Here is a 21,721-nt window from a genome sequence, read left to right on the forward strand (position 1 = left end):
TAATGCTTAAACATAATATCAAACACCCGCAATTTGGCATTTCGGATTATTGGAGAATGTATCAAGCAAGGGGGATCCAATTACCCTTCAAATATTTCGTAGAAACACATCTGTTTGACTTGCTCAACAACACGGATACTCATACATGGCTGCCCAAAAATCAGCATGAGACTATCCCGGAAAATTTTGAACATGGTACTTTTTATATGTCCTCATGGACATCAGAAATACAAAACTCATTTCATGTAATTGATAAATTGATTGGAAATGAATTCTCAGAATACAGTTTCATCGACATAGGTTGCGGCAAAGGTAAAGTCGTTTTGACATGGCGTAAAACATGCGCACAGGCTAGAAAATCGCAAGCAATATTTGGCATTGATTATTATGAACCATTTTTAAATATCGCCAGAAACAACAATCAGCGGGTGTTTCATGATGATGGCAATTATTCTTATGAAGATGCGACGAAAACCCGTTTTCAGGCTTATGGCGATAAACTCATTATTTACCTGGCGAACCCATTTGATGAATTTATTTTAGAAAAAGTAATTGCTAATCTATCGTCATCAAAATCTATCATCATTTACAACTATCCTGTCCATGGTGAAATTATTACCAAACATGGGTACAAATTGATTTACGAAAAAATGGGATCTCTTCCTTTGGCACAGACACGTATTTATTCAAACCAAATCACAACAACCTAATCGTCGACGTTAAAGGAAATGGTTGGTTGTCCATCGCACCACCGGTACCACATAACACGCAACGCTTTTTCGAAAGCGACAGCAATTTTGTTTGGATTCAGGTAATCCGATTGCAAGACCCGCTGTCTCAGTCCAGAACGAATAATTGCCAGATCATTTCTATTGCTGGACAAGAATACTGCTTTGCGTACTAGATCGTCGTTATCTGTTGCCACAAATTGTTCTAATTGAAGATGTTGCAAAATAGCCTGTCCTTCCCTGCTAAAAGAGCTGTTGCCAGCGAGCGTCAAGGTTGGCACTCCCATCCATAGGCCATGCATAGATGTTGTCGCGCCTGTGTATGGGAAGGTATCTAAACAGAGATCGACTATTTGAAGCTGTTTTAAGAATTCCTCCATATTGCTTCTTCGAAGAAAAGTCAGTCGCTCTTTCACAACACCTTTTGCTGCAAATTTAGCGATCATGTCCTCAGGATGATGGTTTTTCGGAAGTCCCCCAATAATCATATGACTATCTGGAAGCGCGTTCAATATTTCCGACCAGATATGTATAACCGAATCACTTATTTTACTGATGCGATTAAAGCTACCAAATTGAAGACTCTTATTTTTTAAGGCTGGTAGTGGCGATATTTCCGGGGAATTCTTATAAGGTTCAAAAGGCGTACAAACAGGTAATCTGACAATTTTTTCGGAAAACTGCATTTCAGCATCACCCGCCGGAACCAAATAACGATCGGTCACGTAGTAATCCATCGCTCGTAATCCAGTAGTCCCTGGATAACCTATCCAGCTAAACTGAACGGGTGCTGGCTTACGTGCAAAGGTAAGCAGTCTGTTATTGGTTGTATGCCCAGATAAATCACACAAAATATCGATTTGATCGGTTTCGATTACTTGTGCAAGCTCAAGATCCGAATAATTGTGAACACTTCTCCAGCTGACAAAATTTGACTTTAATTGATGAGTTACCTCATCTTCCAGATCACGGTTGTAATACGCAAACAGACTGAGTTGTGTCTTTGTAGAGAGTTCTTTTAAAATTGATCCGATATAGGAAGAAACAGCGTGATTAAAAAAGTCTCCGGAAACGAATCCCACTCGTAATGGTCGATCATGGTTTTTGTTGTTTGTATGTTTCGGCCAGAATGGAATAAGCGGTATTTCGTAGCGAACACTAAAGTTTTTATGCTCTTCAAATACCAACGCTGGGCTGGCCTTAAAAGACTCCACCAAAAAAAATAATAGGGAAGAAAACGCCGTAGTATCGGTTGGATCTAAACTTAATGCTTTGCGGTAAAGCGATTCGACTTGATCCTGACGACCGCCGAGCGTGTGAAGTATATTGCCTAAACTGCGGTGGGCAGATGCAAGTGATGAATCAATTGTTATGCAGCGCTCATAATATTTTTGAGCAAGCAAAATCTCATTTTGATCGAAATATATATTCCCGATATTAAATAAAGCCTCTACATAATCAGGACGCAATGCGATAGCGCGCTCTAAATGAATTAAACTGGATTTTGAATCACCCAAAAGCTGCAATATTGCACCGAGTGCGTTATGTGAATCCGCAAGATTCGGCGCTAACCTGACCGCCTCCTCAGCGAAATATTTAGCCTCACTCAATCGTCTCTTTTCTCTTAGTAGCGCAGCAAGGTTGAGGTAACCGACAGCAAAATTCCTGTCAATCTCAATTGCCTTTCGAAAATAGAACTCTGCCTCGTCAAATTTTTTCAGAGCCCGCAAAAGATTACCTAAATTATTACAAGCCTCAAGCATCTCCGGGTTCGATGCGAGCGCAGATTTATATGACAGTTCGGCTGCCGGGTATTTCTTTTTTGCGACAAAAATGAGCGCCAGATTAAATTGTGCGATTGCGTCGGACGGCGCTAACTCAACGGCCTTTAACATGTGCGTTTCGGCCTCATCCAATCTTTGCAAACCAATTAATGCTAATCCGCTATAACGCCATACCAAAGAATCACCAGAATTTTTTTTAGTCGCTTTTTCGGCATATTTAAGGATCTCTGCAAACTTACCTTTGTGATACAAGTCCCCCAAGTACTTTTCTGTTGATGAAACAGTTTTAGATACAGCGACTTGCGGAGACATGATTTCTTTTTGCGTAGAATCACTTTTTTCGATATTAATTGTGAGATCTACACGCTCATGTGATGCATCCTGTCCAACAATAGGTTCCTGAGAACTCAAAATTTGATTTCGCAAAAACGCCGCCTCTTGAAAAACTTGTTCGTCACCCGACAGGCGAAGAACATGCAAATACTGATCCCAATACATTACCGCCGTCGGCTTCGATTGGATCGCCTGCTCCAAAAAAGATGCTGCGTTTGCTAAATCTTGTGCCTCCAGATAAATACAAGCCAATTTATAACTCGCATCAGAATAACTCGGCATTTCAGCAAGAAGCGCCTTGTATGTATCGATTGCCTGAGCCGATTCCCCGTTACGCCAAAGAGTATCCGCAGATTGCATGATTTCGGTTAACACGATATCCATCGCTGACGACTCTATCTCACTGTCACTTACTTCTAGAGCAGGCTTATTTTCGATCATTATTTATTTACTCAAATTGGACAAATCCGCAATGGATTGGGTGTGAAACGAACTAATCAACAGAATTACGCAGAGGCTCTTAAACAATAACAAACTTAGCCGCCAAGCATGCGTTGATTAGAGGCAGAAATATCCACATTTAACTCACATAAACAATAAATGGCAACTTGCTAATACGCTTTAAGGCGGCAATGACGTTGTGACATAAAAAATGTGCCTCATCATTCAAGATATTGCCATGCGTACCTAATTTTTATTAAGTGCATAGCTAAGAAGTAGTTTAATTGCTCATTTAACATTAATTAAATTAGAATTTTGATGAAAATTTATCTTTTAGCAATGTTAAATAAATTTAATTTAACCCTAAAGTATTTTCAAAATTCGTCGTTCAGCGGAGTGAGAATAAAAACTTTAGTTCAAAAAAAAATATTTATTTGCAGTAACAAATTAAATATTTTCGATACCTGTCCGTTACCTGAAACAACGGCGGTGCTGTAGTCACAGAAACAGACCAAAGTTTAAGGCTAGTGCCGATTTTTAACTTAGGTAAGGAGAATTAAAATGGCTTCATTTATCAATACCAATATTGCATCGCTGAATGCGCAACGCAATCTGACGACTTCACAAGCATCGTTAAATACATCTTTACAACGTCTTTCTTCCGGTTTGCGCATCAACAGCGCAAAAGACGACGCCGCAGGTTTGGCGATTTCTCAGCGTTTGACTTCACAAATCGGTGGTTTGAACCAGGCAGCACGTAACGCGAACGATGGTATCTCTTTAGCGCAAACCGCTGAGGGCGATTTAACTCAAATCGGTAATAACTTGCAACGTATTCGTGATCTGGCTGTTCAAGCAGCCAACGGCTCTAACAGCGCAAGTGATCGCGCTGCTCTGAACAACGAAGCCAGCCAGTTGGTATCTGAAATAAATCGTGTTGCAAGCAACTCTAACTTTAACGGCGTGAATTTACTTGATGGTAGCTTTACTAATCAAACATTCCAAGTCGGTGCAAACGGTACTAGCAACGACCAAATTACAATTGGTTCAATTGCCAGTGCAAAATCCACCTCATTAGGTGTTGGTTCTGGATCAGGCTACGCAACAAACTTGTCCGGCTCCGCTGCGACAACTGATGCGTTGGGTGCTGGCGGCTTGGTTATTAATGGCTTTAACGTTGGTGCATCAAGTGCTGACGGCGTGTCATATAAAGACTCCAACGGTAGCGCCATTGCAAAAGCTGCTGCAATCAATGCTGCTTCAGGCAACACAGGTGTAACAGCAACAGTCAGTGCCAACACAATCACCGGCACTGGTGCAACTGGCTTTGCAACAGCAGTAGCAGCGGGCGATATCAAAATCAACGGTGTTGATCTTGGCCCTCTCGGTGCAGCTGGTTCTGCGGCAGAACGTGGTTCTCAAGTTACCGCTGCGGTCAACGCAAAATCGTCACAAACTGGTGTAACAGCAAGTTATGACACCACGACAGGTGCAGTTTCCCTGACGGCCACTGATGGTCGCAACATCACGATTGAAAAAGCAGCGGCAGCTGGTTCAGACGACAACGTAACTGGTTTGACAACAGGTGCAACTGCTGGCCTTGCCTACTCCGTTACTACGTCTGCTCAAGTCAATTTATCCTCTAGCAGCACTAAAGGTATTACTGTATCGACAGGTTCTGATATCAGAGATACTTCTGGTACGGCTGCATCCACAGGTATTGCTGCAGGTGACTTGAAGATTAATGGCGTTGATATTGGCACTGTTGCAGCAAGTACAGAGGCAAGTGTTACTGGTCAAAATCTGGCAGATGCAATCAACAAAGTCACAAGCAAAACTGGTGTTTCCGCAAGTACAACTGCTGCTGGTGCTGTTACATTGACGTCAGTCAACGGTGCAAACTTTGATATTACGGCGACTGCTGCTGCAAATACTGCGTTTGGCTACACAACTGGTACAACGACTATTTCTGCCGCTGCCGGTGCAGGTACTACTGCTGCAGGTCTGACAGCCGGTACTAAAGCTGCAACTGTTACTGCGGGTGCTGGCCTTTCGTCACTCGACTTGTCGACAGCGTCTGGTGCTACTTCTGCCTTGACAACAATTGATGCGGCTCTCGCTTCAGTCAATAGCTCACGTGCGTCACTGGGTGCATACCAAAACCGTCTGTCATCAGCAGTAACTAGCTTGCAAACGAGTGCAGAAAACTTCACTGCATCACGTAGCCGTATTCAAGATGCAGACTTCGCACAAGAGACAGCAAGTTTGACGCGTGGTCAAGTATTGCAACAAGCTGGTACTGCGATCTTGGCGCAAGCGAATGCCTTGCCACAGGGTGTATTAGCTCTGCTTCGTTAATATCTAATGATTATTCGCTGAATTTTCATTAGCAAGAACTAATCCCCTGGTCATTTTTTGATCAGGGGAATTTTTACTTAGAGGAAATGATCATGGACATCTCGTCAATTGGTAATTCCAATACAAATGTGGCAGTAGTACTTAACCGACAAACCAGCTCCGATGCGTCAATTTCTACAGCACAAGCAGCCGCACCAACTATTACTGAAATAGCTGTAAGTCAGGCGAACAAAAGTCCTAGTCTTGCTGACGTGACTAAAGCAGTTCAAGACATCAATAAATCTATTCAATCTAGTTCACAAGGCGTTGAGTTTACAGTCGACAACGACGATAAGCGTGTTGTGGTCAAAGTAGTAGACCAGCAAACCAAACAAGTGTTGCGTCAAATTCCGACTGAAGAAGCGATTGAGATTTCAAAATCACTGGATAAGTTGCAAGGCCTGCTAATTAAGCAACAAGCATAGGTAACTTAAAAAATTTATTGTAAGAAAATGCTATTTTAAAACTGATAGGTAAATCCCCCTCTAAAGTCTGGTTTGCCTGAGCCGATAACTAGGTATAGTGCAAGCATACGAAGGGGAATATAGTGACTATTCAATCAACAGGTATTGGTTCAGGACTGGACGTCAATACACTGGTTACCAAATTAATGCAGGTAGAAAGCCAGCCCCTAACGGCTCTCGCTACCAAAGAAGCGAGCTATCAAGCGAAGCTATCTGCATATGGATCATTGAACAGTGCGCTTAGCGCATTTCAAAGTTCCCTATCGAGTCTCAATAATCCTTCCACGTTTCAATCTCTTAATGCTTCGTCTGGAGACTCTACAGTTGTCTCAGGATCAGCGACTAGCGGTGCTGCTCCAGGTAATTACAGCGTCAATATTACCAAGTTGGCCCAAGCTCAATCCATCTCAAGTGCGGGACAAGTCAGCACAACAAACGCTATCGGAGACATAAACGCTACAACGACAATTTCTTTTCAGTTCGGTACGATTACCGGCACTGCGACGAATGGCGTATATGGAACAGGCACAACATTCACCCAAGATGCCGCTCAAGCAACTGGATCAATCACCATTGACAGCAGCAACAACTCACTTCAGGGTATTCGTGATGCCATCAATGCTGCAAACATCGGCGTAAGCGCAACCATCGTTGGCGATGGAAGTGCAACCCCATACCATCTGGTATTAAACTCAAGTAAGACCGGCGCCGCATCAAGCTTGAAAATTAACGCATCCGGTGATGCTGCCGTCCAAGGCTTGTTAAATTACGACCCTGCTGGCACTCAAAATTTTACTGAAATCAATACCGCTCAAAGCGCAACGCTGAAAGTTAATGGGATCGACATTACCAGTGCGTCGAATACCGTAAGCGGAGCAATTCAAGGTGTGAGTTTGAATTTGACTAAAATTGGAAGTACCTCTATTGCTGTTTCGGCCAATACGGCAGGCATACAAGGCGGGATTAATAGTTTAGTCAAAGCATATAATGATCTAAACTCAACAATTAAGACTCTAACAGCCTATGATCCAAGTACAAAAAAAGGCGGATTATTACTTGGGGACTCGACTACTCAAAGTGTACAAAATCAGATCCGCAACTCATTATCCACTGCGGTAAATGGTCTCGGCGGTGGGCTGACTACCTTATCTCAAATTGGTGTCACGTTTCAAAAGGACGGCTCTTTAGCGCTAGACTCAAGCAAGCTTACAACAGCCCTGACAACAAAGTTAAGTGATATTGGTGGTCTATTTGCCTCTATCGGTAAAGCCAGTGATAGTTTAGTCAGTGTGGCCTCTTCCAGTTCTGCCACAAAAGCAGGTAGTTACAATTTAAATATCACTAAAATTGCTACGCAAGGTAGCTTAACTGGTGACCTGTCTTTGCCGGCGACGACTACGATCGCGGCGAGTACAACGATCAATGTAACCTTAGATGGGGTAACCGCCACTGTAGGCTTAGCGCAAGGCACTTACACGCCCAGCCAGTTAACCGCTCTGGTCCAGTCGTCGATTAATGGAACTTCTGCTTTCTCTGCAAATGGATCAACCGTTACTGCTTCTCTCGGGGGGACGGGAAATCTCATACTGCAATCTACAAAATTTGGAGCAGCATCAAATGTGAGCGTTGCATCAAACACAGGATCCTCGTCCGCGCTGTTAACCGGAAGCATCCTAGGAGGGACTGCGGGCAACGATGTCGCTGGTACATTAAATGGTGTAGCCGCAACCGGCTCTGGTCAAACGCTTACGGGAAGCGCAGGTTCCGATGCAGAAGGTCTAAAAGTTTTGGTATCTGGAGGCGCGGTTGGTGCTCGCGGTAGCGTCAACTTCTCTATTGGGTATGCTTATAAATTAAATAATTTATTAAATGGTTTTCTTGGAAGCAACGGCACCATTGCCAGCAGTTCGTCAGGCGTTACTAAAAGTATTACCGAAATTGGCAAACAACGTGTTGCGTTAAACAACCGACTTGCTGACACGGAGGCAAGATACCGAGCACAATTTACGGCGCTCGACTCCACCATCAGCAGCTTAAATAGTACAAGTACATTTTTAACGCAACAGTTGTCGGCTTTAACAGGATCGAATACCAAGTAAGAAACTTCTGGGTATTGAAATAAAAATTACGGGAGAAATACATGTTTGGCTCATCTCAAATGAACGGTGCCAATGCCTACGCAAAAGTCGGCATTGAAACTGGAGTCATTGCCGCTAGTCCGCACAAATTAATTGTCATGCTGTTCGATGGCGCAATTGTCTCGATTGGCAATGCGATTCAGCACCTAAATGCTGGTGAGATTGCGGCCAAAGGGAAGTCAATATCAAAAGCGATCTCCATCATTGACAATGGCTTACGCGCAAGCCTCGATAAAAAATCGGGGGGTGATATTGCGGTCAGCCTGGATGCACTGTATGAGTATATGAATACACGTTTAATTCTTGCCAATTTGAATAATCAGGCAGAACTTTTGCTCGAAGTGCAAAACCTCTTAAAAGACCTACGCAGTTCCTGGGAAGCCATTGCCCCAACTACTGCCCCTGTCATAGAACCACCTGTATTAAATACGGATGCACTCGCACCACGTTCTGCTAAATTTCTTGAGGCTTGATTGATGATGGATAGCATGGAAATGATCTCGATATACGAGAATGTCGCAACAATTACCGATCAAATGCTAAGTGCTGCACGCAATGGCGACTGGGATCTTTTGTCCAAGTTAGAGAGTGACTGCACCTCTCAAGTACAAATTCTTCGAATCCGTGAGGTTGAGCAAGAACTGTCACCTGATTTAAGAAGTAGAAAAATTCAGATCATCAGAAAAATCCTCGCTGATGATAAGGAAATTCGTAACTTAACTGAACCCTGGATGGCGCAACTCGCAAACGTCATGCGCAGTTCAGAATCACATCGTAAGCTTACGCGAACTTACGGTTCAAGCTAATTTATAAGGTAAACACTGATGTTGCCAAGGGTCGATAATTTGCTAAGGCCCGTTGTCGCTATCGAAGCGCCGGCTGCTGTTGCTTCTCTTGGGGAAGCCAAACAAGAGGCCCTCAGTAAATTATCTCAGCTGGTTATTGGCCGCCAAGTGCAAGGCGAAGTACTTTCCCGGTTAAATGATGGCAGCTTCTTAGTGAGAATTGCAGGAACAACTGCAAAAATGAATCTCCCTGCTGACAGTAAGGCAGGTGATCTGCTTAATTTAAAGTTACTCACAGTCGATCCCCGCCCTACCTTTTTGCTCGGCGGGAGCAATCAGACTGTTATAGCTACCCTCCCCAAACAAGCGCTACTTGGACAAACCCTTCTCGATATGACAAGCAGTCATGCTGAAACAATTTCAGCAGACTTATCCAAAGCAGTTAATATCCCCGAAAAAATATCGTCGGATCTAACAGGATCAACAAGTACTCCCACTACAATTAGCCAGACAGCGAAACTTATCGATAACATACTGCATCTTGCTCAGGAAAAAGGCACTGCCAATAGCCTGATCGGAACAAGACCACTTGCTGAGCATAGCGACATATTAAAATCGCCGGCTGATTTATCTTCTCAGCTGCAAAAAACGATTTCCTCCAGCGGGCTGTTTTACGAATCTCATTTAGCCGACCTGCTAGAAGGCAAGCTCACCACCGCAGATATACGACTAGAACCACAGGCATTACAATCGTTGCAAATAGAAGAAGCCGCCCAAACCAGCCCCGGTGATCAACTCATCCCAGTCTCCAGTAAGCCTGTTGTTAATACAGAGCTTACTCAGTTAATCCATCTGCAACTGGATGCGCTAGAGCAACAAAAAATCGTCTGGCAAGGAAATCTCCTGCCCAATTTACCCATGCAGTGGGAAATTGTACGAGATCAACGAGAACAAAATACACACACAGCAGAGAGCGAGAACGGATGGCAAAGCACCGTCCGTTTTGAATTGCCACATTTGGGTGCAGTCTCAGCAACGATCCATTTGCGAGGTCAGCATATTCAGCTTTATGTCCGTACCAACAAATCGGATACTGCCGAGCTATTAAAAACATATACCGCTCAATTAGCCGATTCATTAAAAAGTGCGGGTACCTCATTAGATGCCATCTCAGTCAAACAAGATGACAACACCTAAGCCAACATTACAAAATGCGGTCGCCCTCGCCTATCAGAACGGCGACTCAGCACCGCGGGTCGTGGCAAAAGGGAAAGGTCTTATTGCGGAGCAAATTATCGCCAGAGCAAAGGAGCATGGTGTTTTTGTCCATCAGTCAAAAGAATTAGTCTCTCTCCTGATGCAGGTAGAGCTGGACAAAGATATTCCACCGGCACTTTATAGAGCGGTTGCAGAACTACTCGCTTGGCTTTACCATATAGAATCTGAGAAGTCGGAGACACAGACGATATATCTCGATCAGAAAAAATAACTGTCACTTCCCAAATCAAAACCATACTAATGACATGCAATCTTCTCCTCCGGAGCTAGGTACTGAGAACCAAAGTCCTTATCAAGTTGACTCACGTCGCGAGATTATTGCCTTGTTGCGAGGGCTAAAAGATAGTAACCAATTAATCAGTATGATGATTAACGGTGGTTCAGAAGTCTTTATTACGTCGATTCTGGAAGTTGACGACGGAAATAACAGCCTAATTATCGACAGCGCACCTGGACAATTTGCGAATCAACGCATTGTTGAGGCACCCAGAGTTTCTTTTGAAGGTTTGCTAGACCGTATCAGTATCCAGTTCTCATCTTCAGGTGTTCAAAGAGCTACATTTGATAATCGCCCCGCTTTGCAACTCGGAATGCCGACAAATGTCATTCGCCTGCAGCGTCGTGAGTATTACCGGATTAACACGCCGCTCTCGAATCCTATTCGGTGTATGATTTTTGTTGAGAATGAAGGAATGTCCCAGACCGTCAAATTTTCACTGGTTGATATCAGTTGCGGCGGTATTGCTATTCTGGACGAAAAAAAGCTCCTCGATAGTAATGTCGGAACAACCTACGAACATTGCAAAATTGACTTCCCGGGAATCGGTTTAATTGATGTCGATCTGCAAATCAGAAATGCACAGGATTTGATACTGCTGAACGGCAAAACGAATCGCCGCCTTGGCTGTCAATTCCTGAACTTGTCCAGCACTGTGCTAGCCAGTATTCAGCGCTATATTATGAAGCTGGAGAGAGAGCGCAACTCCAAACTGACCGGAATACGATAAGCGGCTTTACGCGCAGACGAGTTGCAATGGTTAGAAGGCCTAAGAGTGCAGTTCTGATATGGTGTTGACCGGTAGATTACTGCTCCTTCTGACTCCGGTCTATCTAAAAAATTTCTATATTTGCATATTCATGATGTCATGGTACGCAGATACCAGTTTATTCCTGACCTGTACGGTTGTTTGAAACGAGATATTGGCTTTTTGCATCGATATCATCACGTCGGACAAACTGACCTTATCGTCACCCAGAGCAAATTTCTTTCCAAGCTCCTGTGAAGTCGTCTGTACAGTATTTACCTGATCCAATGAGGCTTTTAATGCATCCGCAAAATCTAATTTTGCCGGTACTGTCGCCTCACCGTTAATACCACCAACGCCATTGGCTGCTGTCGGAACCGCCGACTCCATGCGCGCTGCTGCCGCTTTAAGCTGTGCCACCATGGCATTGATCTGACTGTTGTCAATTCCGCCTAATTTCATATTTTGCTCCGATTCAGTCGCAATAAGCCATTGCGCTACCTTAGCAGCCAACAACAAGAACGTAGCGTTGATAAGAGGGACAAAATATGTCTTTTTCCTTGGATTGATTTTTAAAAATCGCATCACAATCAGTATCAAGGAAAAAACCCAACATGGATTTAATATGCAACACAATGAATTGACGATATCCCGATACGAGGTTGACCATGGCAACAGCTAACGAAGCAGTTCTGACTGCGCCAGGAGCGGACCTACCTACCTTTTTGGGTTTTCCGCAAACACCAGGTCTGAGAAACATCATACTGGGTGTCGGTGCAGCCATTACGCTCGCTATTATGGTTGGCATATGGTTATGGAGCCAGACGCCAGACTACAAAGTCCTGTTCTCAAATTTCAATGACAGAGACGGTGGTGCCATTGTTGCATCCTTACAGCAAATGAATATTCCGTATAAATATTCTGAGGGTGGCAGCGCGATTTTAGTACCGGCAAATCAGGTTCATGACGCCAGATTAAAACTGGCATCTCAGGGATTGCCCAAAGGCGGCAATGTCGGTTTTGAGCTCATGGAAAACCAAAAACTCGGTATCTCCCAATTTTTGGAGCAGGTCAATTTCCAACGCGCGCTCGAAGGTGAGTTAGCACGCTCCATTCAAGCAGTCTCTTCGGTACAGGCAGCTCGCGTGCATTTAGCAATCCCTAAATCGTCCGTATTCATCCGCGAGCAGCAAAAACCCACAGCATCTGTACTACTGAATCTCTATCCGGGTCGCAATCTCGATCAGCAGCAAGTAGGCGCAATCCTACATCTGGTTGCCAGTAGTGTGCCTGAATTGAACGTCAAAAGCGTCACCATTGTCGATCAAAATGGCAATCTGCTATCCGACCCGACAAAACAGATGGGCAACAACACGCTTGATCCGGCACAACTCAAATACGTACAGGATTTCCAGCAAAATATTATCAAACGCATAGAATCCATCGTTTCGCCCATCGTCGGCACAAACAATGTCAGAGCGGAAGCAACTGCTGATATTGATTTTTCGCGTAGTGAGCAAGCTGCCGAAAGTTATCGCCCCAACTCTCCGCCAGAAGCCTCAACGATACGGAGTCAGCAATCCAGCGAAAGCTATAACAAAACAGCTAACGCATCTGGCATTCCAGGCTCCTTGAGCAATCAGCCACCGGTACCCGCCACAGCACCTATCATTGCCAGCGGTGCGGCAGTTCAAAGTACAGGTGCATCGAATGCAGGTCTGGTGCAAAAAGACGCTACCGTGAATTACGAAGTCGATAAGACCATACGCTATACACAGCAGGCTATGGGCGGCGTAAAACGTCTATCCGTTGCGGTCGTGATTAACTACAAATCAGAAACAGACAAGAACGGCAAAGTCACAACCAGAGCGCTCACCGATGTAGAAAAAAACCAGCTAACCGATCTGATCAGAGAGGCTATGGGATTCAACAAAGAGCGTGGCGATACGCTGAATGTTGTCAACAGCCCATTTGCCGGTCCAGAAAAAGAATCTATAGTGGATATACCAATATGGAAACAACCAGATAACATCCAGATGGCAAAAGAAGCGGGTAAATACCTGCTCACGGCAATCGCCCTTGCCTATCTGTTCTTTGGCTATCTACGCCCTATGCTATACAAAATGATGGGCAAAGACGAAAAAACAAAAAAACGTGAGGAAGAAGAAGAGCTGGCAATAGAAAATGAAAAAGCTCTGGCTAAACAAAAAGAAGAGGAAGAAGAGGAAGCTGCTATAGTCAATTTATCCAAAGATGCAGATGGCAATATCATTAAAGCATCAACAGGATATGAATCGAATTTGGACTTGGCCAAACAATTGGCCAGCACAGATCCGAAAATCGTAGCGAACGTGATCAAGACATGGGTGAGCAATGAGTGACGAGGGCGTACAAAAAGCGGCTACTCTGATGTTGGCGCTGGGGGAAGACGGCGCGGCAGAGGTGATGAAATACCTTGGCCCTAGAGAAGTACAAAAAATTGGTGCGGCGATGGCAACCATCGGCGCTATTCCGCATGAAAATATTGCTAAAGTTCTTGAGCAATTCAGGGCGGCAGCGGATCTGAGCTCTTCAGTAGGACTGGATTCTGACGAATACATTCGCAATGTCTTGACCAAAGCCCTTGGCGATGACAAAGCCTCCTCTCTGCTGAATCGTATTTTGGGTGGCAAAGATGCCAGCGGGATCGAGAGTCTGAAATGGATGGACTCGCCATCAGTAGCTGACCTGATCAAAAATGAACATCCGCAAATCGTAGCCACAATTCTTGTACATCTAGAGAGTGACCAGGCATGCGAGATTCTGAATCAGTTCACAGAGCGGTTGCGGAATGACGTTGTATTACGTATTGCGACGCTCGATGGTATTCAGCCAACTGCCCTGCGTGAATTAAATGATGTACTGACAAAATTACTGACTGGTAACGAAAGCCTGAAGAAAAAATCTATCGGCGGCGTCCGTGCTGCAGCAGAAATTCTTAACTTCATGAGCGGTGACAATGAAGCCTCAGTCATGGAGAATTTACGTAAATACGATGGTGATATGGCAGAGAAAATCATGGATGAAATGTTCGTCTTTGATAACATCCTGGAGATCGATGACAAGGGAATCCAGCTTCTTCTGCGTGAAGTACAGTCAGACTCACTCATCGTCGCATTAAAAGGTGCTAATCCTGATATGCGCGAAAAAATCTTTAAGAATATGTCTCAGCGCGCTGCCGAAATGATGCGCGAGGACCTGGAATCAAAAGGTCCGGTACGTTTATCTGAAGTAGAGGCGCAACAAAAACAAATTCTGTTGATCGTACGGCGTCTGGCAGATGAAGGCCAGATCATGCTTGGAGCGAAAGGCGAGGACGCGTATGTCTAGCGTTATTTCTAAAGGAAGTCTCTCCCCTTTCCAACGCTGGGAAATGGCGTCCTTTGGTGATGATCGCCCCTCGCATCAAGCCGAAAAAAAAGTGGCGTCAACTCTGACTGAAAAAATCAATCTGGAAGAAATTCAACGCCTGAAAGAGAGCTCACATAAGGATGGCTATGCGAATGGCTACAAAGAGGGATATGTCAGCGGACTGCAAGAGGGCAAAAACGCTGCCTACGCGGATACAAAAACATTGATAGAGAACGAAGTAATTCAACTTCGGTCACTGATGGAAAGCATATCAGAACAAATCAATACCGCAAGTACTGTAATGGGCTCAGAACTACTTGGCTTAGCCCTGGAACTCGCTGAGCGCATGATCAAAACACGTATCGATATTGATCCTCAAACAATTCTTCCTATTGTGAGGGAGGCGATTGATTCCCTCCCCTCTATGCAGCAACCAGCACAAATTTTTGTCAATCCCGAAGACGCTGAAGTTCTCAAACTCCGTGCCGGAGATGATCTCATCAACGCAGGATGGCGTATTCACATAGACAGTCAAATTGAGCGAGGAGGATGCAAGATCGAAACTGCTCAAAACCTGATTGACGCGACAGTAGAAACCCGCTGGCATCGTATTGCAGAAGCCGTCAAAAAATCCATGCCGTAATCGCCGAATCATCGACACCATGCGCCCCCCATTATCCGAATCATGGCAAAAACTGATCGACAACAGCAAAGATCAGCTTGCTCATATACAGCCGATGCTATCAGCAGGCAGAGTGACTAAAGTCACGGGCTTGGTTATGGAGGCTGTTGGATTAAAATTGCCCGTTGGCAGCGCTTGCAGTGTGCATTTACAAAGTGGCTCGACCATCGATGCAGAAGTCGTCGGATTTGACGGCGATCGCCTCTTTTTAATGCCGCACAGCGACCTTGGCGGCGTCACACCTGGCACGCCTGTTTATGCAGAAGAAACGCTGTTTCTCGGAAATAGCAAACATCCTCGCAGACGACCCAGCGATCGCACCAGACATTTGCCGGTCGGCTATGAATTACTTGGCCGCGTGCTAGATGGAAACGGTAAACCCTTAGATTCACTTGGTCCGCTGATGGCAACAGAATCAGCGCCATTAGGATCACGAATCTATAATCCTTTATTACGTGCGCCAATTGTTGACACGCTGGATGTCGGGGTACGTGCCATTAATAGCATGCTGAGTGTAGGCCGTGGTCAGCGCCTGGGTTTGTTTGCAGGATCTGGCGTAGGTAAAAGTGTCTTGCTAGGCATGATGGCACGCTACACCACGGCGGATGTCATCGTGGTTGGCCTGATTGGCGAACGTGGTCGCGAGGTCAAAGAATTTATTGAGCAAATTCTGGGAGAGGAAGGTCTTGCAAGAGCTGTAGTCGTCGCAGCACCAGCCGATGCACCGCCACTATTACGCCTGCAAGGAGCGGCCTATGCGACGACGATTGCAGAATATTTCAGAGATCAGGGTAAAAGCGTCTTGCTGATCATGGACTCACTGACCCGCTACGCTATGGCGCAGCGCGAAATCGCGCTGGCGATCGGCGAACCGCCGGCGACCAAAGGTTACCCCCCATCTGTCTTTGCCAAGTTACCGATTCTGGTAGAGCGCGCCGGTAATGGCATTGAGGGCGGCGGTTCTATCACTGCGTTTTATACAGTGCTGACAGAGGGCGATGATCAGCAAGATCCGATCGCTGATGCCGCCCGCGCGATTTTGGACGGCCACATTGTTCTCAACCGCACTCTTGCCGAGAGCGGTCACTACCCAGCGATTGATATTGAGCAATCCATCAGCCGTGCAATGCACAGTATTACGTCACCAGAACATCAAAAACTCGCCAGAAAATTAAAGCAACTATACTCACGCTATGAACGGAGCCGCGACCTGATCAGTGTTGGCGCCTATTCTGCGGGGTCAGACCCGTTATTAGATGAGGCAATACGACTGTATCCGCATATCACCGCATTTTTGCAACAAGACATTCTTGAAAAATCGACCATAACCGAGAGCTTGCAGGGACTTTCTGCTCTATTCAACGTTTAGATTTCGCTTCATCTTCACTATACTTAGATTGAAATGACGAAAAAATCTCCGATCAGCACACTGATTGAACTGGCTGAAAAAGATACCGATGAAGCGGCCAAAAATGTAGGCAAGGCAATTCGTGCTCAGGAGGAAACAGAAAAGCAATTAGCGCTGCTCTTACAATACCGAGATGATTACGTCATACGATTTCAGAATGGTGCGGCGACTGGATTGAGTGCAGGACAGTATATGAATTTTCAGTCATTTATATATAAGCTGGATAGCGCAGTTGACGGACAAAGAAAAATTGTCAAAGACGCCGAATATCGCGTCAGTAAGGCACGAAGTCTTTGGCAGGAATGTGAAAAGAAACGACTTTCTTACGGCATTTTGCATAACCGAGCACAAGCCGATGTGCTAAAAAAAGAAAATAAGCTGGACCAGAAACAAACTGATGAACATGCAGCAAGAAGTTACTTTTACAAGTCTTGACTGGGCACCAGTTCATCGACTTAAATGAATGAGAATACGTAAGGTCAGCAGACCACTTTGTACTCAGCCCGATAGATGAGTTTTCTTTTAGTGATAATGTTGGTGACAATATGCAAACAGCACTTATTCCGAGCTCGACTGATACTATCTCGACTTCTGCCTCTAATTCTGCCAAACAGAATAACGCCGCCAGCAATGCCAGTTCCGGCGCCTCATTTAATCAGTTCCTGAACAAAGAAATCACTCAGCAAAAACCAAAAGAAGTCGCAAACGCACCGACACCTCCACAAAAAAACGCTGCTCCTGCAGCCAGTAACGCAAATAAACCTGCTAATAGTCAAACACCAGCATCCAACACCGCACAAGCAACAAAGTCAGACGCGGCAAGTAACAACGACAATAAAGTCGATAAAAACAAAACTAGCAGCAATAACGACGGCGATCAAACAGCAAACGACGACAGCAATGTCGACAAAGCTGATAACGCAGAGCAGACAAATAATGCACAGCTCATTGCCCTGGTCGGCAATATCGGACAATTTTCAACTGACACGGCCAAAGTCGACACTAGCGTCAAAGATGAAGCTAAAACAAATGATACGGCTCTGGCTATCGTCGACACATCCAGCGCCGTGACAGCGCAGTTGCGTACCGATACCAAAGACCTGCCTGACACCAACTTAACAGCGACTGGCAAAATTGGCGCAGCCCCGCTGATAAAAACGGGGGAAAACAATCAAGCTGAATTGAAGCAACATATTTTGCCTAGAGATAAAACCAGTTTGACGCTGGAAGAGGATCAGCTCGCCCAAAGCAAAACAAAAGACAACGCTGAGGCTCTGGCAGAACCTGCACTATCTGCCAACGAAAAAAATTCACCAAAGACAGTAGCGCAACTCGCGGCTGACTCAGTTAAAAATAGTATGACGGGGAAAAATGCTTCCTTAGAAAAATTGCAGGATGCAGCACCGGCAATTCCTCAGGTATCACATAATTTTGCCCAACAATTTGCGATCAGCACGAACCAGGTCGCCAGCACCGCGGCCGCGGAGCATCTTTCTCCGCGAGTAGGCAGTTCAGCGTGGGATCAGGCGGTTGGTCAAAAAGTCGTCTGGATGGTCGCCGGTGGCGAACAGACTGCCGAATTGACCCTGAATCCACCAGATCTGGGGCCATTACAAATTGTCCTTAGTGTTAGCAACGACCAGGCAAGTGCAACCTTCAGTTCAGCTCAGCCGGAAGTGCGGGAAGCCTTGGAGGCTGCATTGCCAAGATTAAAGCAAATGATGAGTGATGCAGGCGTACAGTTATCTGGCTTCTCGGTTAATTCACAGGCCTCACAACAAAATAATCAACAGCCTGAGAGCCAGAGTCGCTCGGGCCTTAGCGCCTCACGTCAGACAAATGGGAATAACGAAATTGAAACCAGCGCGACAACAACGATAGTGAAAAGAAGTACGGCAAAAATCGGTGGCGTTGATACCTTTGCCTAGTCCCAGCGTGGATTTCACCGAGCAATAAGCAGTTATCTGATCAAAAAGGAAGCGCAGACAATTCTGCCATTTCTCCGCTGAACTGGGACGTGAACTTCCCGGCAACCGACAATCGATAATCCGCCGCTGAACACTAAGCGAATGGATAATTCTGTCGCAAATACGCTGTGCACCTCTGTAAGCAGATCTTTCGCATGTAAAATAGCCTGAGAATGGTCTTTCAATATCATATGGTGCCGATGATCGGATGCTATCGGAATTTGACTCTCATCAAAGCGGCGAGCACTTAAATCGCTATTTTAAAGACACTACTCAAGACCAATCTGACTAAACCGGCAATACCGGCGATCATGAGAAATGAAAAGATGAGTGGGAATATGCCCTCTATTTCTTGGATGTCATTGATCAACTATTGCAGATAATGTGAAACATGATAGATGCACGAACAAAGTGCATCGTTTGAGAGGAAAAAATGTCTAAAGCTCCAGCGAAGGCAGCAGAAGCGAATGCCGCACCCGCAGGCAAATCTAAGAAAAAGCTGATCATCATGATCGCGGCAGGTGTATTAGTGCTGGCAGGCGTCGGCGGTGGCGCTGCGATTTTCCTGTCGAAAAAGAATGCCGCATCTAAAGAAAAAGAACACAAAGCTGAACCGGCAAAAGCTCCCGTATTCCTGGCACTGGAGCCTTTTACAGTGAATTTGCAATCTGAAAATGGTGATAAATATCTGCAAGTCACCATGACTTTACAAGTTCAGGATGAAGAGCAAGTAAATCTGATCAAAGCAAATAACGCTCAGGTGCGTAGCCGTCTGTTAATGTTATTGTCAAGCAAGCAGGCGAGCGAGATCCTGACCTCTGAGGGTAAAGAACAATTGGCAGGAGAAATTGTCGATCAGGTTAAATTACCGTTCTCACCAAAAGGAGAGCCGCAAAAATTGTCTGGCGTTTTCTTCACCTCATTCGTGATTCAATAGCGTCAAACCATCATTTCAATACCAAGGGTCTGCATACACCATGTCTGATAATTTTCTCTCCCAGGAAGAAGTCGATGCTCTGCTAAAGGGCGTCACGGGAGATCAGGACGATTCGCAATCGCAAGAGGATACCTCTGGCGTTCGCCCCTACAATCTTGCTACGCAAGAACGTATCGTCCGCGGCCGTATGCCAACCCTGGAAATTATCAATGAACGTTTTGCTCGCTTATTGCGTATCGGACTATTTAATTTTTTGCGCCGTAGTGCTGAAGTCTCCGTTGGTACGGTCAGAGTATCCAAGTACAGCGAATTTATACGCAATCTGGTGGTGCCAACCAATCTGAATCTCGCGCATATGAAACCCCTGCGCGGGACGTCTTTATTTGTCATGGATCCGGGACTGGTCTTCTTATTGGTTGATAATTTATTTGGTGGAGACGGGCGTTTCCATACCAGGGTTGAGGGACGAGATTTTACACAGACAGAACAAAGGATCATTCAACGGATTCTGGAAATTATTTTCGAAACTTATGCTAAATCCTGGGAGCCTGTCTATCCCGTCGAATTCGAATATATTCGTTCTGAAATGAACACCCAGTTCGCGAATATTGCGACACCAAACGAGGTTGTGGTATCCACGACGTTCACAATTGAATTAGGCCCTGTCAGCGGCGAACTACATATGTGCATGCCGTACTCGATGATAGAACCGATACGCGATATTCTGACAAGCAGCCTGCAGGGCGAAACGCTGGAAGTAGATAAGCGCTGGGTACGCTTGATGACACAACAAATCCAGATCGCAGAAGTGGAGATCGTGGCAGATCTGGGTACGACAAAAATTACGCTGGGTGATATTTTGAATATGAAAGAAGGTGATGTCATCCCTCTTTCAGTTCCGGATATTATTTCTGCAAAAGTAGATGGTACACCCGTCATGGAATGCAAATACGGAGTGTTCAACGGACAATATGCGTTGCGCGTTGAAAAACTGCTGAGTTCCAGCGTCAACGAAGTCGCGCACGAAGCGACGCAAGGAGAAAATCATGGACGATAATAACGATACGCCGATCAGTGAAGATGATTGGGGTGCAGCAATTGCCGAACAAGAAAAAGCCGACGCTGCCGCCGCGGCAGCAAGTACGCCTGCTGCAGAACCAGCTATCTTTAAAGAATTCTCAGGAAAAGGTTCACAGACCGAAACCCATAATGATATTGATTTCATTCTCGATATCCCGGTACAACTGACCGTCGAATTAGGCCGTACCAAAATCGCAATCAAGAACCTGCTACAACTAGCACAAGGTTCGGTGGTTGAGCTGGATGGCCTGGCGGGTGAACCGATGGACGTGCTAGTCAATGGCTGTCTGATTGCTCAGGGTGAAGTTGTGGTGGTAAACGATAAATTTGGTATTCGCCTGACCGATATCGTGACACCGGCTGAGCGCATACGTAAGCTGAATAAATAATGCGCAGATCGCCTGGCAAACAAAGTATTACTTCACTGAGCTTGATTATGAGTACGAGTGTTGGTTTAAGTGCAAGTATTGCACTGCTATTGACATCAAGCAGTCTGGCGGTTGCCGCTGACAATACCGCCATCTCACCAACTACAGGCTTGCTACAAATTTTTCTTGGTCTGGTCGCGGTACTCGCATTAATGGCCTTTGCTGCCTGGTTTTTTAAACGGCTTGGCCCTGTTACCACCGCGAATAAAGTGCCTGTGACCGTCGTAGGTGGGGTGAACGTGGGAAATCGCGAACGTATCATGGTCGTCGAAGTCGCAGATCAGTGGATCGTCGTTGGTGTCACCGCTCAACAAATCACGACCCTGTCGACGATGCCAAAACAAGCGCAAGTAGAAATATCCGCTTTAGGCAATGCCGCAACGAACCCATTTGCCAGCTGGCTAGCCCGCAAGATGGATAAACGCTCTGCAGATAAAGCAGCAGAATAATGCGCTG

At 45.4% G+C, this 21,721-nt stretch carries 21 protein-coding genes; 19 read left to right on the plus strand and 2 right to left on the minus strand.

Annotated features, from left to right (window positions below; genetic code table 11):
- Positions 1-2 precede the first annotated feature (2 nt).
- Positions 3-710, plus strand: a complete 708-nt coding sequence (locus ACO0LE_RS01180) for a methyltransferase domain-containing protein (protein WP_422958582.1) — start codon at positions 3-5, stop codon at positions 708-710.
- Here ACO0LE_RS01180 and ACO0LE_RS01185 read toward each other — a convergent pair.
- Positions 707-3,286: a tetratricopeptide repeat protein gene (locus ACO0LE_RS01185; RefSeq protein WP_422958583.1), complete on the minus strand. Its 2,580-nt coding sequence runs from the start codon at positions 3,284-3,286 to the stop codon at positions 707-709. The two genes, ACO0LE_RS01180 and ACO0LE_RS01185, sit on opposite strands and share 4 nt — an antisense overlap.
- Before the next feature lie 561 nt (positions 3,287-3,847).
- On the opposite strand from ACO0LE_RS01185, the gene ACO0LE_RS01190 reads away from it, so the two are divergent.
- The 8 genes from ACO0LE_RS01190 (at position 3,848) to ACO0LE_RS01225 (ending at position 11,355) form a co-directional block, all read left to right on the plus strand.
- Positions 3,848-5,644, plus strand: coding sequence for a flagellin (locus ACO0LE_RS01190; RefSeq protein ID WP_422958584.1), 1,797 nt, complete (start codon positions 3,848-3,850; stop codon positions 5,642-5,644).
- A gap of 92 nt (positions 5,645-5,736) precedes the next feature.
- Positions 5,737-6,108, plus strand: a complete 372-nt coding sequence (locus tag ACO0LE_RS01195) for a flagellar protein FlaG (protein ID WP_422958585.1) — start codon at positions 5,737-5,739, stop codon at positions 6,106-6,108.
- Positions 6,109-6,230: 122 nt separating this feature from the next.
- Positions 6,231-8,246: a flagellar filament capping protein FliD gene (gene fliD / locus ACO0LE_RS01200; RefSeq protein ID WP_422958586.1), complete on the plus strand. Its 2,016-nt coding sequence runs from the start codon at positions 6,231-6,233 to the stop codon at positions 8,244-8,246.
- A 41-nt stretch (positions 8,247-8,287) separates the two neighbouring features.
- Positions 8,288-8,758 (plus strand): flagellar export chaperone FliS, encoded by a 471-nt coding sequence (gene fliS / locus ACO0LE_RS01205; RefSeq protein WP_422958587.1) that lies wholly within the window; start codon positions 8,288-8,290, stop codon positions 8,756-8,758.
- 6 nt (positions 8,759-8,764) lie between these two features.
- On the plus strand, positions 8,765-9,091 hold the full coding sequence (locus ACO0LE_RS01210; protein ID WP_422958588.1) for a flagellar protein FliT: 327 nt from the start codon (positions 8,765-8,767) through the stop codon (positions 9,089-9,091).
- 18 nt (positions 9,092-9,109) lie between these two features.
- The gene (locus tag ACO0LE_RS01215) at positions 9,110-10,267 is read left to right on the plus strand and encodes a flagellar hook-length control protein FliK (RefSeq protein ID WP_422958589.1); all 1,158 of its coding nucleotides are present in this window, start codon (positions 9,110-9,112) and stop codon (positions 10,265-10,267) included.
- Entirely contained in the window at positions 10,254-10,559 is a 306-nt protein-coding gene (locus tag ACO0LE_RS01220; protein WP_422958124.1) for an EscU/YscU/HrcU family type III secretion system export apparatus switch protein, read from the plus strand. Before ACO0LE_RS01215 ends, ACO0LE_RS01220 begins: the two co-directional genes overlap by 14 nt.
- Positions 10,560-10,593: 34 nt before the next feature.
- Entirely contained in the window at positions 10,594-11,355 is a 762-nt protein-coding gene (locus ACO0LE_RS01225; RefSeq protein WP_422958590.1) for a flagellar brake protein, read from the plus strand.
- Positions 11,356-11,469: 114 nt separating this feature from the next.
- On the opposite strand, the gene fliE is transcribed toward ACO0LE_RS01225, so the two are convergent.
- Complete coding sequence (fliE, locus tag ACO0LE_RS01230) at positions 11,470-11,835, minus strand: flagellar hook-basal body complex protein FliE (RefSeq protein ID WP_422958591.1); 366 nt, start codon at positions 11,833-11,835, stop codon at positions 11,470-11,472.
- Positions 11,836-12,041: 206 nt separating this feature from the next.
- On the opposite strand from fliE, the gene fliF reads away from it, so the two are divergent.
- The 10 genes from fliF (at position 12,042) to fliO (ending at position 21,714) form a co-directional block, all read left to right on the plus strand.
- Positions 12,042-13,754 (plus strand): flagellar basal-body MS-ring/collar protein FliF, encoded by a 1,713-nt coding sequence (gene fliF / locus ACO0LE_RS01235; protein WP_422958592.1) that lies wholly within the window; start codon positions 12,042-12,044, stop codon positions 13,752-13,754.
- Positions 13,747-14,742: a flagellar motor switch protein FliG gene (gene fliG / locus ACO0LE_RS01240; protein ID WP_422958593.1), complete on the plus strand. Its 996-nt coding sequence runs from the start codon at positions 13,747-13,749 to the stop codon at positions 14,740-14,742. Before fliF ends, fliG begins: the two co-directional genes overlap by 8 nt.
- On the plus strand, positions 14,735-15,406 hold the full coding sequence (locus ACO0LE_RS01245) for a flagellar assembly protein FliH (protein ID WP_422958594.1): 672 nt from the start codon (positions 14,735-14,737) through the stop codon (positions 15,404-15,406). The genes fliG and ACO0LE_RS01245 overlap by 8 nt, the downstream gene beginning before the upstream one ends.
- Before the next feature lie 94 nt (positions 15,407-15,500).
- Positions 15,501-16,814, plus strand: coding sequence for a flagellar protein export ATPase FliI (gene fliI / locus ACO0LE_RS01250; protein ID WP_422958691.1), 1,314 nt, complete (start codon positions 15,501-15,503; stop codon positions 16,812-16,814).
- Positions 16,815-16,847: 33 nt separating this feature from the next.
- Positions 16,848-17,288, plus strand: coding sequence for a flagellar export protein FliJ (fliJ, locus tag ACO0LE_RS01255; RefSeq protein WP_422958595.1), 441 nt, complete (start codon positions 16,848-16,850; stop codon positions 17,286-17,288).
- 110 nt (positions 17,289-17,398) lie between these two features.
- A complete protein-coding gene (locus ACO0LE_RS01260; RefSeq protein ID WP_422958596.1) occupies positions 17,399-18,781 on the plus strand; it encodes a flagellar hook-length control protein FliK in 1,383 nt (460 codons plus the stop codon).
- 472 nt (positions 18,782-19,253) lie between these two features.
- Complete coding sequence (gene fliL / locus ACO0LE_RS01265; RefSeq protein WP_422958597.1) at positions 19,254-19,757, plus strand: flagellar basal body-associated protein FliL; 504 nt, start codon at positions 19,254-19,256, stop codon at positions 19,755-19,757.
- Positions 19,758-19,797: 40 nt separating this feature from the next.
- Positions 19,798-20,814: a flagellar motor switch protein FliM gene (fliM, locus tag ACO0LE_RS01270; protein WP_422958598.1), complete on the plus strand. Its 1,017-nt coding sequence runs from the start codon at positions 19,798-19,800 to the stop codon at positions 20,812-20,814.
- A complete protein-coding gene (gene fliN / locus ACO0LE_RS01275; protein ID WP_422958599.1) occupies positions 20,804-21,226 on the plus strand; it encodes a flagellar motor switch protein FliN in 423 nt (140 codons plus the stop codon). Before fliM ends, fliN begins: the two co-directional genes overlap by 11 nt.
- A gap of 47 nt (positions 21,227-21,273) precedes the next feature.
- Positions 21,274-21,714 carry a flagellar biosynthetic protein FliO gene (fliO, locus tag ACO0LE_RS01280; RefSeq protein ID WP_422958600.1) on the plus strand — a complete coding sequence of 147 codons (441 nt, stop codon included), beginning with the start codon at positions 21,274-21,276 and terminating at the stop codon, positions 21,712-21,714.
- Positions 21,715-21,721: the final 7 nt, after the last annotated feature.

It is taken from the genome of Undibacterium sp. Xuan67W, from assembly GCF_049340165.1.
GTDB lineage: Bacteria > Pseudomonadota > Gammaproteobacteria > Burkholderiales > Burkholderiaceae_D > Undibacterium.